This window comes from Methylorubrum salsuginis, assembly GCF_900114375.1.
Lineage (GTDB): Bacteria > Pseudomonadota > Alphaproteobacteria > Rhizobiales > Beijerinckiaceae > Methylobacterium > Methylobacterium salsuginis.
On sequence record NZ_FOSV01000008.1, the window covers coordinates 89,229 to 102,559 of the forward strand.

The following is a 13,331-nucleotide window of genomic DNA, read 5'->3' on the forward strand; positions in this document are numbered from 1 at the left end:
CTCGGCTGAAAGCCGAGGCCGCTGCGCGGGGCGCGCTTCGCGCCCGGCCCTACGGGGCTGCCGCACGCTTCAGATAGAGGCCTCGAAGCCCTAAAAAAAGAAGCCCGGCCTTGCGGCCGGGCTCCCTGGTTCGTCCCGTCGGCGCGCCGGCCTTGCCGGCGCCCGCGGCTCAGTAGCGGTAGTGCTCGGGCTTGAACGGGCCGGTCTCGGAAACGCCGATATAGGCGGCCTGGTCGGGGCGCAGCTTGGAGAGCTTCACGCCGATCTTCTCGAGGTGCAGGGCCGCGACCTTCTCGTCGAGGGTCTTCGGGAGCGTGTAGACCTGCTTCTCGTACTTGCCCGGATTGGTCCAGAGCTCGATCTGGGCCAGCGTCTGGTTGGTGAACGAGGCCGACATCACGAAGGACGGGTGACCGGTGGCGTTGCCGAGGTTCACCAGACGCCCCTCCGACAGGAGGATGATGCGGTGGCCGTCGGCGAAGGTGATCTCGTCCACCTGCGGCTTGATGTTCTGCCACTTGAGGTTCTTCAGGCCGGCGACCTGAATCTCGTTGTCGAAGTGGCCGATGTTGCACACGATGGCGCGGTCCTTCATGGCGCGCATGTGCTCGATCGTGATGATGTCCTTGTTGCCGGTGGCCGTCACGAAGATGTCGGCGCGGGGCGCGGCGTCTTCCATGGTGGTGACCTCGTAGCCCTCCATCGCGGCCTGGAGCGCGCAGATCGGGTCGATCTCCGAGACCATGACGCGGCAGCCGGCGTTGCGCAGCGAGGCGGCCGAACCCTTGCCCACGTCGCCGAAGCCCGCGACCATGGCGACCTTGCCGGCCATCATCACGTCGGTGCCGCGGCGGATGCCGTCGACCAGCGATTCCTTGCAGCCGTAGAGGTTGTCGAACTTCGACTTGGTGACCGAATCGTTCACGTTGATCGCCGGGAAGAGCAGCTTGCCCTCCTTGGCGAGGTTGTAGAGGCGGTGCACGCCCGTCGTCGTCTCCTCGGAGACGCCCTTGATCGAGTCGGCGAGCCCCGCGAACCAGCCCTTCGGCTTCTCGGCGAGCTTCTTCTTCAGGAGGGCGAAGAAGATCTCCTCCTCCTCGGATTCCGGCTTGTCGAGGAAGGCGGTGTCGCCGTTCTCGGCGCGCAGGCCGAGATGCACGAACATGGTGGCGTCGCCGCCGTCGTCGAGGATCATGTTCGGCAGGCCGCCGTCATGCCAGTCGAACAGCTTGGAGGTGTAGTCCCAGTACTCCTCGAGCGTCTCGCCCTTGACGGCGAAGACCGGGATGCCGGCGGCGGCGATGGCGGCGGCGGCGTGGTCCTGGGTCGAGTAGATGTTGCAGGACACCCAGCGGATGTCGGCGCCGAGAGCCTTGAGCGTCTCGATCAGCACCGCGGTCTGGATCGTCATGTGCAGCGAGCCGGCGATCTTGGCGCCCTTCAGCGGCTGGCTCGCGCCGTATTCCTCGCGGGTCGCCATCAGGCCCGGCATCTCGGTCTCGGCGATCGAGATTTCCTTGCGGCCGTAATCGGCCAGCCCGATGTCGCGGACGATGTAATCCTTGGCTGCAGCCATCTGATGTCCCTCTCCGAAGCGGGGCCGTCACGGCCCACGGGCGCCGGCAGACCGGCGCGTCGGCCGCCCCTGTAGCAGGGCCGGGGCCAGGGAGCAATCAAGACATAAAGATGTCTTTATGCGTTTGGAGCGATTCGCAACAGTTTGGCCGCGCCTCGGCCCACCGACCTGCGGATCGGACACGCGGCAGGCCTGTCCCTCCGCCCGACGGCGGCTTACGAAGCCGTGCATGACTTGGTCGAGACTGTTGCGCCTGTTCCGGGGGCGATCGCGGGCCCCGGCGCAGAGCCGGATGCCGGGCTTCGACGAGGCCTATTACCGACGCGCCTATCCCGACGTGGCGCATTTTCCCGGGCCGCCGCTGCAGCACTATCTCCGGCACGGCTGGAAGGAGGGCCGCGATCCGAGCGCGGGCTTCGGCGGCGACGGCTACCTCGCGGCCAATCCCGACGTCGCGGCCGGCGGCCTCGATCCCCTGAGCCATTTCCTGGAGAGCGGATTGGCGGAGGGGCGGACCGGCTGGCAGAAGGATCCCGCGTCGCCCCCGCCCGTTCCGCGGCTCGAGACCGCGGGCCTCGCCCCGCCGCTGAAGGACTTCGTCGAGAACACGACGATCTTCATGTACTGGGTCAACCCCGAGGTCCGGGACCCTCCCGCGGCCCCGGCCTGGCGGGCGATCTATCCCCGGTTCAGGGTCTTTTCCGATCCGGACGTCCTGCCGCTCATGCCGGAAGCGTTCGTGCCGATCTTCACCTCGATCCGGCTCCCTGCCGCCAAGTCGGACATCGCGCGGTTCTTCCTCCTGCGCGCGCATGGCGGGCTGTACGTCGATGCCCATGTCGCCCCGACCGCGCCGTCCGACCTGATGGCGACGCTGAGCCGGCTCGAGGACCGTCATCTCCTGCTCTTCGGCAAGGGCTGGCTCTTGCCGGAGCAGGGCGGCTTCGATCTGATGAACGGCGTTCTTGCGGCGCGGCGGGGCGCGCCGGAACTCGACCGCGTCCTCGACCGGCAGATGCGCAATCTCCGGGATCACTGGGCGAAGGAGCGCGCCACCGGCGATCATGTCGGCTACGACCTGTTCGCTCTGACCGGGACCGGCGTCGTCGTCGATGAATTCTTCGACTGGTCTCCCTCGCCTCCCCGCCTCAAGCCCGCCGCGCGCGACAGGGTGTTCGTGCATGTCATGCCGAACAACACCGATTCCGGCTTCGAACTCTATTCGGGATATCGATACCGCAAGCCCAACCAGCACTGGAGCGAGAGCCAGCTTCGCGAGCGCCTCTTCCTCGACGCGGCCTGACGCCGGGCGGCGATCCCGCCCCCACGATCCTCAGGCGGCGCTTCGCCGGTCGAAGGCCGGGTCGGCGTCCGCCGTCTCCACCCGGTCGCGACCGTTGTGCTTGGCGGCGTAGAGCGCCGCGTCGGCCCGCGCCAGCAGGCCGTCGGCGCTCTCGCCCGCGATGCGCTCGGCGACGCCGAACGAGCAGGTCCGCTGCCCGACCCCCGGAAGCTCCGTCTCCGCCACGCGCCGGCGCATCGCCTCGGCCAGCCCCTGGGCCTCGGCGAGGCCGGTCGCCGGGCACAGGATCACGAATTCCTCGCCGCCCCAGCGGCCGAGCCGGTCGCCCGCCCGCGCCTCGGCGCCGAGGGCGGCGGCGAGCGCCACCAGCACGGCATCGCCCACCGCGTGGCCGTGGCGGTCGTTGATCGCCTTGAAGTGATCGATGTCGGCCAGGATCAGGCTGAGGCCGGCCCCCTCCTCCCGCACCGCCTTCGCCAGCGCCTCGTCGAGGGCGCGGCGGTTGCCCAGGCCCGTCAACGGATCGGTGACGGCGAGGCGTTCGAGGTCGCGGGTGCGCTCCTCGACCCGCGCCTGGAGCGTGGCGTTCGCCTCTTGCAGGTCGCGCAGCAGGACGGCGTTGTCGTCGAAGGCGCGTCGCAGCCGGGCCGTCATCAGGTTGAACACGCCGGCCAGCAGGTGGAGTTCGTGATTGCCCCGCGACCGCAGCTGCAGCGGCCGGTCTCCGAGGGTACGGATGTCGAGCTGCGTCACGAAGCCGGCGATCTCGGCGAGCGGGCGGCCCACCATGCGGTGAACCACGATCGAGAAGATCGCCAGCAGCGCCAGGGTCTTCAAGAGCGAGTTGATCAGGATGACGATCAGCGTCTCCTTCACCTGATCGAGGGCGATGCCGTCGTTGGAGCGGACGATCCAGTGGCCGACCCGGTGCGGTCGGCGGTTCTCGTCATAGTAAACGAGGTCGAACCGGCGCTCGAACGGCCGGTCGAACAGGCTGGGCCAGCGCTGGCCGTCCTCCGACCCGCCGACGCTCTCCAAGAGCCCGCCATGCTCGTCCCGAACCTCGACGCCGGTGACGACCGGCATCTCGTCGACGCCGCGCAGGATGCCGCGCAGCACGCCCTTGTTGAAGTTCCACAGGGCGTCGGCGAGCCCTTCGCCGAAAGTCCGCTCCATCGCCCGGACATCGGCCTCCAGGCGCCGATGCGCGCTGCGATATTCCATGGCGACCTGCGCGCCCGTCACCGCGACCGCGACCACGAGGTAGCAGCCGAGGATCACCCGCAGCAGGCGGGCGGCCAGCGAGCGCCCGAACAGCCGGCGCGCCGGGCCGGGCCGCGCGTCGGTCGAAGCCGGATCGGGGGGCGGGGCCGAGGCTGTCACGCGGTCTCCCATGGTCGGATCGGTCGCGGCCCGTACCGGGTATACCGTATTCGAGGCGATACCTTAGCTTTACCTTGCCGGACCGTCACGCTTCAATCGACGGCTTTTCCATGTCGCGGGCACGCCCTACTCGGTCGTCAGGAACGGCCCGTCATAGGCAGCACGAATCGTGCCGAGATCGCTCGGTTCCGCCCAGGCTTCGACGATCCGCCGAAAGGCCGGGCCCGGCCGCTCGGTCCGCAGGATCGCGTCGATCCGGGCGACGCGCGCCCGGCCCCAGGGGGTGTTCGGGCACATCACGCGGCTGAACACCGGCGGAGGCGCCTCGGCGAAGGGGAGCGCGGCGATGCCCTCCGGCCGGCCCAGGCTCTTCGCCTGATAGGTCGCGATGGCGGAATATTCGACGAGGTAGTCGAGTCGGTCGGCCAGCAGCATGCGGAATGCCTCGCTGAACTCCGAATGGAGGGTGGCCGGGCCGGCGTCGCGCAGGAGGGGGTCGATCCTGGGGCCGAGGCTGCGGTCCCGCAGGAAGCTCGTGCGCAGGCTCCGGTCCGCCAGCAGGACCGGCAGCGAGAGCGGCCCACGGGCTTCGAACCGCGCCCGCTCCGGAGCGTGGACGACGATCCTCAGGGGATAGAACATCGCCACCGGCAGCGAGAACACCGCGAAGGCCTCCCGTTCCGGCGTCTTCACGCCGCCGACGAAGCAGAGTTCGGTGCCGTCCTTGAGCGCGCTCACGACGCGGGGGAAGGGCGCGCGCAGGGTACGGGCCGGAGCTCCGAACAGGCGGTCGTCCAAGAGGTGGCGGATGCGGTCGAAGATGCCGGCATCCCGGTCCTCGCCCTCCGCGATCATGAAGGGCGGCGCGTCGTAGACCGCCCAGGCCGGCGCCTCTTCGGCGCGGGCGCCGCCGGTCGCGACGAGGAACGCCGCGAGCAGGGCCGCGCGGCGGCGACCGGACCGGAAGAGGGAGAAGCAGCGTCGCGCCGACATGACCGGTCGAGTCGCACCGAATTCGTCAACAGGCCGTTGCCGGCCAAGCTCGCCGCCGTATCGGTCAAGACGCCCCGTCGCGCAACGCCCGGCGAATGATCTTGCCCGTCGTGGTCATCGGCAGGCTCTCGCGGAAGGTGAGCGCGCGGGGCACCTCGTGGGCGGAGAGGTTTTTTCGGGCGAAGGCGAGGATGTCCGCGGCGAGTTCCTCGGAGGGGACGAAGCCCTCGCGCGGGACGACGAAGGCCTTGACGATCTCGGTGCGCAGCGGATCGGGCACGCCGACCGCGGCGGCCAGCGCCACCGCCGGATGGCGCAGCAGGCAATCCTCGATCTCGGTCGGGCCGATGCGGTAGGCCGCCGAGGTGATGAGGTCGTCCTCGCGGCCGACGAAATGGATGTAGCCGTCGGCGTCGCGCCGCGCGGTGTCGCCGGTGAGCCACCAGCCGTCCCGGAATTTCTTGGCCGTCGCCTCGGGCTGCCGCCAGTAACCCAGGAACAGCACCGGATCGGGGGCCTTCACGGCGATCTCGCCGGGCTCGTCCACGCCGGCCTCGGTCCCGTTCGCTCGCAGCACCGCCACGCGGTGGCCCGGAACCGGACGGCCGGTCGAGCCGGGCCGCGCCACCCCGGCCCGGCGGCAGGCGGCGAGCACGAGGTTGCACTCGGTCTGGCCGTAGGCCTCGCCGATGGTGAGCCCGAGCGCGTCGCGGGCCCAGGCGAAGGTCTCGGGGCCGAGCGCCTCGCCCGCCGAGGCGATGTTCCTCAGCGCCAAGAGGTCGAAGCGCTCGCGGGGCGCGGGGACCGCGCGCAGCATCCGCAGCGCCGTCGGCGGCAGGAAGGCGTGGCTGACCTTGAGCGCGGCCATCAGCCGGAACGCGTCCTCCGCCTCGAACCGGGCGGACAGGCGGGCCACCACCGGCAGGCCGAGGCGCAGGCTCGGCATCACCACGTTGAGCAGGCCCCCGGCCCAGGCCCAGTCGGACGGCGTCCAGACCGGCCCGTCCTCGGGCCCTGGGAAGTCGTGCATCATGAGGAAGCCCGGCATGTGGCCGAGAAGCACGCGATGCCCGTGCAGCGCGCCCTTGGCCAGCCCGGTCGTGCCGGAGGTGTAGATCATCAGCGCCGGATCGTCCGGCCCGGTTTCTTGCTGTGCGAATTCCTCCGGGTTTCCCGCGGTCTGGATGTCGTGGAGCGCTTCGGCCCCGTCCGCGGGGCCGTCGACGCTGATCACGAGCGTGAGGTCGGGCAGCGCGTCGCGGATCGGCGCGAGCTTGGCGAGCCCGGCCACGTCGGTGACGATCGCCCGCGCGCCGGAATCCGTGAGGCGGTAGCGCAGGGCCTCCGCCCCGAACAGGCCGGCGAGCGGCAGGGCGATCGCGCCGAGGCGATAGGCGGCCAGATGTGCCACGACCACGTCGGCCGATTGCGGCAGCAGCACCGCGATCCGATCCCCCACGCCGATCCCGCGGGCCGAGAGGCCGGCGGCCAGCGCCAGCGAGCGCGCGCGCAGATCCCCGTGGGGGATCGTCGCCACCGTGCCGTCGGGGGCGACCTCGAGGATCGCCGGGCGCTCCGGCTCGGACAGCGCCCAGCGGTCGCAGACATCGGCTGCGATGTTGTAGCGCCCGGGAATGTCCCAGCGGAATTGGTCGATCAGTGCGTCGTAACTGGCGGCCGGCTGCAGCACGGCATCGTTCCTCGACCCTCGCGGGGCTTCCGTCTCGCCGGACCCCGCGTCTCCTCGTTCACCGTGCGCCGGCTTCTCGCCGCGCGGGCCGGCCCGCCGCAACCCGGACCTTCGACTCAGGCCTCGCTTTTCGGGAAGCCGCCGGCATGGACGAAGTCGGTGATCGGGCGGCGGGCGTTGGGGCGCTCCTTCTCCCGCTGCTCCTCGGTGAGGTCGGCCCAGGGCACGGCACGGCCGACCGCGTAGGCGGCCTCGATCTTGTGGTGCTCCGGCACGTTCAGCACGCCCGGCGCGCGCTCGCGGTCGAACCCGCCCATGCCGTGGACGTGCCAGCCGAGGCGATTGGCCTGGAGCGCGAAGGCGAGCGAGGCCGCGCCCGCATCGAGCGAGTGGCTGGGGGCGGGCTTCAGCTCGTCGCCGACCTTCATCCGGCTGTTCGAGACGAGGAACACCAGCGCGCCCGTATCCACCGCCCACTTGCGGTTGCCCGGCGTCAGCAGGTCGAGGAAGACCGGCCAGTCGGGCGTGTCGCGTAAGCTGTAGACGAAGCGCCAGGGCTGCGAGTTGTACGAGGAGGGCGACCAGCGCGCCGCCTCGAACATCCGCATCAGCTCGGCCTCCGGCACGGCCTCCCCGGTGAAGGCGCGGGGCGACCAGCGCTCCGTGAAGAGCGGCTCGATCGCGTGGTCGGGCGTGCGGGTGGTCGGGCGGTCGGTCTCGGTCGTCACGTGCGCGCGGTCTCCTGTCTCGTCCGACAGAGGTAGGGCACCGCGCGGTGCGGTGCAAAAGGCCGGTCAGGCCTCGCTCCTCAAAAGGCCCGAGGCGAGACAGCGGAACGCATCGATCGCCTTCGGCAGGACGGTGCGGGGCTCGTCGGCGGCGGCGACCCAGAGGGCGGCGTCGAGGGCCGCGCCGTTGATGAGTCGGGCCGCGGCCTCGGCATCGACCGGATGCAGGGTGCCCGCGTCGATCAGGGCCTGGATCGTCTCGGTCGTGGCCCGCAGGCAGGCGGTCTGGCCCGGCCAGCGCGAGGGATCGCCGAGCACCGCCGGCCCGTCGAGCAGCATGATCCGCTGAATCTCGGGCTCCAGCGCGAGTTCGATATAGGCGACGCATTCCTCCAGGAAGCCCGCCCACGGCGTCGCCGCCCGCTCGCGCGCAGCCCGCGCCTTCGCCACCATCTCGGCGTCGAGCTGTTCGATCACCGCGCGCAGCAGGCCCTTCTTGTCGCCGAAGTTGTGGTAGAGCGCCCCGCGCGTCAGCCCGACTGCTGCGGTCAGCTCGTCCATCGAGGCCGCGGCGAACCCCTTCTCGGCGAAGGCGTTTCGCGCCGCCAGCAAGAGCTTGGCCCGCGTCTCCTCCATCATCCGCACGCGCTGCCCGGCCGCCATCGTGATCTCCGCCCGTTCGCATACACCGCGTATGCAAGTTGACATACGCACCGTATGCGAGCATGCCTCTCGCATACGGTGCGTATATGAAGCGCGCCGCGACGCCGGGGAAGGGCCCCGGCCATCGAGAGGATCGGATCATGGGCAAGCGCGACGCGATCATCCCGCCCGGCCGCCAGGCGCTTTACGACAAGCACCGCTACTCCGCCGCGATCCGCTCCGGCGACCTGCTGTTCGTTTCCGGCCAAGTCGGCAGCCGTGAGGACGGCTCGCCCGAGCCGGACTACGCGACCCAGGTGCGCCGCGCCTTCGAGCGGCTCGACGCGGTGCTGCGGGAGGCGGGCTGCAGCTTCGACGACGTGGTGGACGTGACCACCTTCCACACCGACCCGGAGGCGCAGTTCGAGGCCCTGATGGCCGTGCGCGACACGATGATCGGCGCCCCGCCCTATCCGAACTGGACCGCGGTCGGCGTGACGTGGCTCGCGGGCTTCGATTTCGAGATCAAGGTGATCGCCCGCATCCCGCAGGCGGCGTGATCGGGCGCGACCGTCAGCGCCGCGCCACGGCGATCAGGGCGGTCGAGGGCACGGGCAGGATCGGGCGCCCCGCCGCCATCCGGCGCATCTCGTCGAGGATCGCCGCCCGCTGGGCCTCGCTCAGGCGGGCCCAGTCCTGCGACATCCCGAACAGGGTCTCGGGCGCGTCGAGGGCGGCGACGTCGAGTTCGAAATCGTGGGTGACGAAGGTGATGTGCGGGTCGCGATAGCCCGCGGCGACGAGTTCGCGCGCGAAGTCCTCCGGATCGCTCAAGGCGAGCACACCCTCGGGCATCGGCATCCCCTCGATCTCGGGAAACAGCCGGCCCCGCACCTCGCTGAGCAGCAGGAACGTCGCCGCCCCGCCCCGCTGCCACGTGGCGACGACGCCGTACCCGCCACCCTTCGTCACCCGCGCCATCTCGGCGAGGCCCCGGCGCCAGTCGGGAAACAGGATCACGCCGAAGATCGAGAACACCGCCTCGAAACGCCCGTCGGGCAGGGCGAGCGCCTGCCCGTCCATCACCCGCGCCTCGACGTTCGGCAGGCCGGCTTCCGTAATCCGGGCGACCATGCCGGGGGAGAAGTCGGTCGCGAGCACCTGCGCGCCGGTCCGCGCCGCCGCCAGCGCGAGCGCCCCGGTGCCGGCGGCCACGTCGAGGACATGGGTCTCGGGCCCGAGCGGCACGTCCGCGAGCGCAGCCTCGGCGTAGCGCGCGGTGAAGGGGTGGGCGGTGGTGGCGTAATGCCGGGCGGCCGCGTCCCACCGTTCCGGATCGTCGTAGCCGCTCAACGTGGACCCTCCTCCATCATGTAACTTCATGAGTATCGTGAAAGGCCCCGCTTGCCAATCCGGCCCGGCATGGGAAGGATCGCGCCGTGCGAAGCGACAGCCGCCTTTCCCGGATGCTCCACGTGCTGCTCCACATGGCGCGGCACGAGCGCCCGATGACGTCCGAGGCGATCGCCGCGATGCTCGCCACCAACCCGGTGGTGGTCCGGCGCACGATGGCGGGCCTGCGCGAGGCGGGCTACGTGCGCTCCGATAAGGGCCATGGCGGCGGCTGGGCCATCGCCGCCGACCTCGCCACGGTGACGCTCCTCGACATCCACCGCGCGGTGGGCGGCCCGCGCCTCTTCGCCATCGGCAACGACCGCCCGAACCCGGACTGCGCGGTCGAGAAGGTGGTCAACGCGGCGATCGAGGACGCCTTGGGCGAGGCCGAGGCGCTGCTCGTCGCCCGGCTCGGCCGGATCAGCCTCGCCGACCTCGCCCGCAGCTTCGACGCGCACTGCGCCGGTTCGGGCGGCTGCGGCGGCCCGTGATAGGCCGCCCGTGATAGACTGGCTGCACGCCCCGGAGACCGCCATGGCCGAACTTGCCGACCCCGCCCTGCTGCTGCGCGAGGACCGCGACGGTGTCGCGACGCTGACCCTCAACCGGCCGTCGGCCCGCAACGCGCTCTCCTTCGCCCTGCTGGAGGCCCTGCGCGACGCCTTCGCGGCGCTCGCCGAGGACGAATCGGTTCGCGCCGTGGTGCTGGCGGGTTCGGGGCCGGCCTTCTGTGCCGGGCACGACCTCAAGGAGATGACCGGCTACCGCGCCGAGCCCGACCGGGGCGCCCGACAATTCGAAGAGCTGTTCGGGCTGTGCTCGGCGGTGATGATGGCGATTCCCGCCCTGCCCCAGCCGGTGATCGCGGCGGTGGAGGGCGTGGCCACCGCCGCCGGCTGCCAGCTCGTGGCCTCCTGCGACCTGGCCGTGGCCGGTGCAAACGCCCGCTTCGCGACGCCCGGCGTGCAGATTGGCCTTTTCTGCTCGACCCCGATGGTGGCGCTCTCGCGCAACCTGTCGCGCAAGGCGGCGATGCGGATGCTGCTCACTGCCGACCTCGTCGGGGCGGAGGAGGCCCGCGCGCTCGGCCTCGTCAGCGACGTGACGCAGGCCGGCACCGCGCTGGCCCACGCGCAGGACCTCGCGAAGGGCATCGCGGCGCGCAGCGCCTATACCGTGCGGGTGGGCAAGCGCGCCTTCTACGAGCAGATCGAGATGCCGCTGGCGGATGCCTATGCCCATGCCGGCCGGGTGATGGCGGAGAACATGCTGGCGCGCTCGGCGGAGGAAGGCATCGGCGCCTTCCTGAACCGGAAGGGGCGCTGAAGGCGAACCGTTTCGCGATCCGCGCATTGCCTGCCCGGTGCTTCGAAGCGGACAGAAGGCGCGAGAACGATCGTCCCATGCTCCTGCAAAGCCAGACGACCCCACCCTCCCCGCCGGGGTCGGACTCCAAGAAGATCGTGAGCTGGAACCTGCTGCGCCGCACCGGCGCGGCGGTGGATTGCCTCGCGGAGCTGATCGAGCGGGAGCGGCCCGACCTGCTGCTGATGCAGGAGGCGACCCGCGAGATCGGCGCCCTGCCCGAGCGGGTCGGCGGCGTCTATGCCTGGGCCCAGCTGCCGGGGCGCATCCACGGCCTCGCGATGTGGAGCCCGGTGCCGTGGAGCAACCCCCCCGAGATCGTGCCGCTGCCGCCGGGCGTGCTGATCGACCGGGTGTGTCAGGTTCTGGACTGGGATGGGTTCGGGGTGGGCAACGTCCATCTCTCGCACGGGCAGGTGCTCAACCGGCGCCAGCTCCGGCGGATCGAGAGCCACCTGCCGGCCCGCGCGGCGGTGCTCGGCGACTACAACATCGTCGGCCCGGCCCTGCTGCCGGGGTTCCGCGATGTCGGGCCGCGGCGCCCGACCCATGCCATGGTCGACGTGCTGCCCCTGCGGCTCGACCGCTGCCTCGTGCGCGGCCTCGTCTGCCACGAGCGGGCGGTGCTGCCCCGCGGCTTGTCCGACCACCATCCGATCACGGTGCGGCTCTCGCCCGCGCCGGAGGGCGCCTGCGCCCCGGGGCGGCTCAGAGGTATGGCAGAAGCAGTCGCACGGCTGCGTCGCGCAGGCGCACGAGGTGCGGGCGCGCGTCGAGATCGGCCTGGGTCAGGCGGGTCTCGCACTTCTCCGAAATGAAGGCGTCGAGCCGGCGGGCGAGGGCTGCGTCGTAGACCTCGACGTTCAGTTCGAAGTTGAGGCGGAAGCTGCGGGAATCCCAGTTCGCGCTGCCGACGAAGCACCATTCGCGATCGATCGAGAGCGCCTTGGAGTGGTCGAAGGGCGGCTCGTCGAGCCAGATCCGCACGCCGCTCTCGAGCAGCGGCTCGATATGCGCCCGCGTCGCCCAATCGACGATCGGGTGGTCGCTCTTGCGCGGGATCACGACATCGACCTCGATCCCGCGGGTGGCCGCGAGGCAGAGCGCGCTGACGATCAGGTCGTTGGGCAGGAAATAGGGCGTCGTCAGCCGGATCGAGGAGCGGGCGCAGGCGATCGCCTGCAGGACCACGGTGGCGATCTTTTCGATGTCGGCGTCGGGTCCCGAAGTGACGACGCGGGCGGTCAGATCGCCCGCGGGCGAGAGCCGCGGCATCCACGCCTCGCCCTCCAGATCCTCGCCCGAGACGAAGGCCCAATCGACGATGAAGGCCTGGGCCAGTTGCTCGACCACCGGCCCCTCGATCCGGAAATGAGTGTCGCGGATCGGAAATTCCGGCTTCGTCGCGACGCGGTTGCCGTCGGAGATGTTGACCCCGCCGGTGAAGGCCACGCGCCCGTCGAGGATCAGGAGCTTCTTGTGGGTGCGCAGGTTCAGGAACGGCATCCGCCAGGGCAGCACCGAGTGCATGAACAGCCCCGCCGGCACCCCGAGGTTCCGCAGCCGCCGCCACGCCGCGGGGTAGAAATAGCCGCTGCCGATGCCGTCGAGGATGACGCGGACTTCGCAGCCGCGGTCCTTGGCCGCCTTCAGCGCCGCGATGAAGGTCTTTCCGATGTCGTCGTCGAGGAAGATGTAGCTCGACAGGGCGACGCTGCGGCGCGCCCCGTGAATCGCCTCCAGCATCGCCGGATAGGCCTCGTCGCCGTTGCGGAACATTGTGATGCCGGTGCCGGCCACCGTCGGCAGTCCGGTGATGGCCCGCACCGCCCGGTCGAGCGGCGCGTAGGCCTCTGGCACGGCGGCCGGGGCCTGGGGCGTCTCGTCGTACTGGACCGAGGGCCGCCGCTTGAGCTTCCGCGCGCGCCGCTCGACCCGGTTGAGGCCGAAGGTGAGGTAGAGCGCAGTGCCGAAGACCGGCGAGAGCCACACCAGCCCGGTCCAGCCGATCGCCGAGCCGACCACGCGCTTGCGCATCAGGATGTGGAGGCTGACGCCGAGGGAGATCAGGACGCCGAAGACCGCGAGGAGATCGGTGCGGATCACCGCGGTCTGCCCGAGCCAGCGGGTGAGGATGTCTTCCACCTGTCCGCCCGCCGCTCCGTGCCGTGCCACGCTGTGCGAAGCGCACATAGGCCAAGCCGGGGCCGGCGAACAGTCGGGCGCTTCAAATGGAAAGGGGCCCCGCCTCGCGGC

At 70.8% G+C, this 13,331-nt stretch carries 13 protein-coding genes; 5 read left to right on the forward strand and 8 right to left on the reverse strand.

Annotated features, from left to right (window positions below; all coding sequences use genetic code 11):
* Nucleotides 1-169: 169 nt before the first annotated feature.
* Complete coding sequence (gene ahcY, locus BM140_RS11720; protein ID WP_091945937.1) at nucleotides 170-1,576, reverse strand: adenosylhomocysteinase; 1,407 nt, start codon at nucleotides 1,574-1,576, stop codon at nucleotides 170-172.
* A gap of 229 nt (nucleotides 1,577-1,805) precedes the next feature.
* Here ahcY and BM140_RS25130 point away from each other — a divergent pair, with 229 nt between their 5' ends.
* Complete coding sequence (locus tag BM140_RS25130; protein ID WP_131803801.1) at nucleotides 1,806-2,879, forward strand: glycosyltransferase; 1,074 nt, start codon at nucleotides 1,806-1,808, stop codon at nucleotides 2,877-2,879.
* A gap of 30 nt (nucleotides 2,880-2,909) precedes the next feature.
* Here the strand turns inward: BM140_RS25130 and BM140_RS11730 are convergent, their stop codons facing one another.
* From BM140_RS11730 to BM140_RS11750, 5 genes are all read right to left on the reverse strand, one after another.
* The gene (locus tag BM140_RS11730; protein ID WP_165616441.1) at nucleotides 2,910-4,262 is read right to left on the reverse strand and encodes a GGDEF domain-containing protein; all 1,353 of its coding nucleotides are present in this window, start codon (nucleotides 4,260-4,262) and stop codon (nucleotides 2,910-2,912) included.
* Nucleotides 4,263-4,388: 126 nt separating this feature from the next.
* Nucleotides 4,389-5,255, reverse strand: coding sequence for a hypothetical protein (locus tag BM140_RS11735; protein WP_091945942.1), 867 nt, complete (start codon nucleotides 5,253-5,255; stop codon nucleotides 4,389-4,391).
* 64 nt (nucleotides 5,256-5,319) lie between these two features.
* Nucleotides 5,320-6,945 (reverse strand): acetate--CoA ligase, encoded by a 1,626-nt coding sequence (locus BM140_RS11740; RefSeq protein WP_244535398.1) that lies wholly within the window; start codon nucleotides 6,943-6,945, stop codon nucleotides 5,320-5,322.
* Nucleotides 6,946-7,061: 116 nt separating this feature from the next.
* Nucleotides 7,062-7,673: a nitroreductase family protein gene (locus BM140_RS11745; protein ID WP_091945947.1), complete on the reverse strand. Its 612-nt coding sequence runs from the start codon at nucleotides 7,671-7,673 to the stop codon at nucleotides 7,062-7,064.
* Nucleotides 7,674-7,739: 66 nt separating this feature from the next.
* Nucleotides 7,740-8,336: a TetR/AcrR family transcriptional regulator gene (locus tag BM140_RS11750; protein WP_091945950.1), complete on the reverse strand. Its 597-nt coding sequence runs from the start codon at nucleotides 8,334-8,336 to the stop codon at nucleotides 7,740-7,742.
* A gap of 140 nt (nucleotides 8,337-8,476) precedes the next feature.
* Here BM140_RS11750 and BM140_RS11755 point away from each other — a divergent pair, with 140 nt between their 5' ends.
* Nucleotides 8,477-8,875 (forward strand): RidA family protein, encoded by a 399-nt coding sequence (locus BM140_RS11755; protein ID WP_091945952.1) that lies wholly within the window; start codon nucleotides 8,477-8,479, stop codon nucleotides 8,873-8,875.
* A gap of 13 nt (nucleotides 8,876-8,888) precedes the next feature.
* On the opposite strand, the gene BM140_RS11760 is transcribed toward BM140_RS11755, so the two are convergent.
* A complete protein-coding gene (locus BM140_RS11760) occupies nucleotides 8,889-9,668 on the reverse strand; it encodes a class I SAM-dependent methyltransferase (protein ID WP_091945955.1) in 780 nt (259 codons plus the stop codon).
* A gap of 86 nt (nucleotides 9,669-9,754) precedes the next feature.
* Here BM140_RS11760 and BM140_RS11765 point away from each other — a divergent pair, with 86 nt between their 5' ends.
* From BM140_RS11765 to BM140_RS11775, 3 genes are all read left to right on the forward strand, one after another.
* On the forward strand, nucleotides 9,755-10,201 hold the full coding sequence (locus tag BM140_RS11765) for an Rrf2 family transcriptional regulator (RefSeq protein WP_091945958.1): 447 nt from the start codon (nucleotides 9,755-9,757) through the stop codon (nucleotides 10,199-10,201).
* A gap of 43 nt (nucleotides 10,202-10,244) precedes the next feature.
* Nucleotides 10,245-11,036 carry an enoyl-CoA hydratase gene (locus BM140_RS11770; RefSeq protein WP_091945962.1) on the forward strand — a complete coding sequence of 264 codons (792 nt, stop codon included), beginning with the start codon at nucleotides 10,245-10,247 and terminating at the stop codon, nucleotides 11,034-11,036.
* 77 nt (nucleotides 11,037-11,113) lie between these two features.
* The gene (locus BM140_RS11775; RefSeq protein ID WP_091945964.1) at nucleotides 11,114-11,893 is read left to right on the forward strand and encodes an endonuclease/exonuclease/phosphatase family protein; all 780 of its coding nucleotides are present in this window, start codon (nucleotides 11,114-11,116) and stop codon (nucleotides 11,891-11,893) included.
* Here the strand turns inward: BM140_RS11775 and cls are convergent.
* Complete coding sequence (cls, locus tag BM140_RS11780) at nucleotides 11,784-13,220, reverse strand: cardiolipin synthase (protein WP_091945967.1); 1,437 nt, start codon at nucleotides 13,218-13,220, stop codon at nucleotides 11,784-11,786. The two genes, BM140_RS11775 and cls, sit on opposite strands and share 110 nt — an antisense overlap.
* Nucleotides 13,221-13,331: the final 111 nt, after the last annotated feature.

Coding starts and splice junctions, on each gene's coding strand:
- BM140_RS11735 (WP_091945942.1), bottom strand. CDS start 5,255: ATGTCGGCGCGACGCTGCTTCTCCCTCTTCCGGTCCGGTCGCCGCCGC.
- ahcY (WP_091945937.1), bottom strand. CDS start 1,576: ATGGCTGCAGCCAAGGATTACATCGTCCGCGACATCGGGCTGGCCGAT.
- BM140_RS11755 (WP_091945952.1), top strand. CDS start 8,477: ATGGGCAAGCGCGACGCGATCATCCCGCCCGGCCGCCAGGCGCTTTAC.
- BM140_RS11750 (WP_091945950.1), bottom strand. CDS start 8,336: ATGGCGGCCGGGCAGCGCGTGCGGATGATGGAGGAGACGCGGGCCAAG.
- BM140_RS11770 (WP_091945962.1), top strand. CDS start 10,245: ATGGCCGAACTTGCCGACCCCGCCCTGCTGCTGCGCGAGGACCGCGAC.
- BM140_RS11775 (WP_091945964.1), top strand. CDS start 11,114: ATGCTCCTGCAAAGCCAGACGACCCCACCCTCCCCGCCGGGGTCGGAC.
- BM140_RS25130 (WP_131803801.1), top strand. CDS start 1,806: ATGACTTGGTCGAGACTGTTGCGCCTGTTCCGGGGGCGATCGCGGGCC.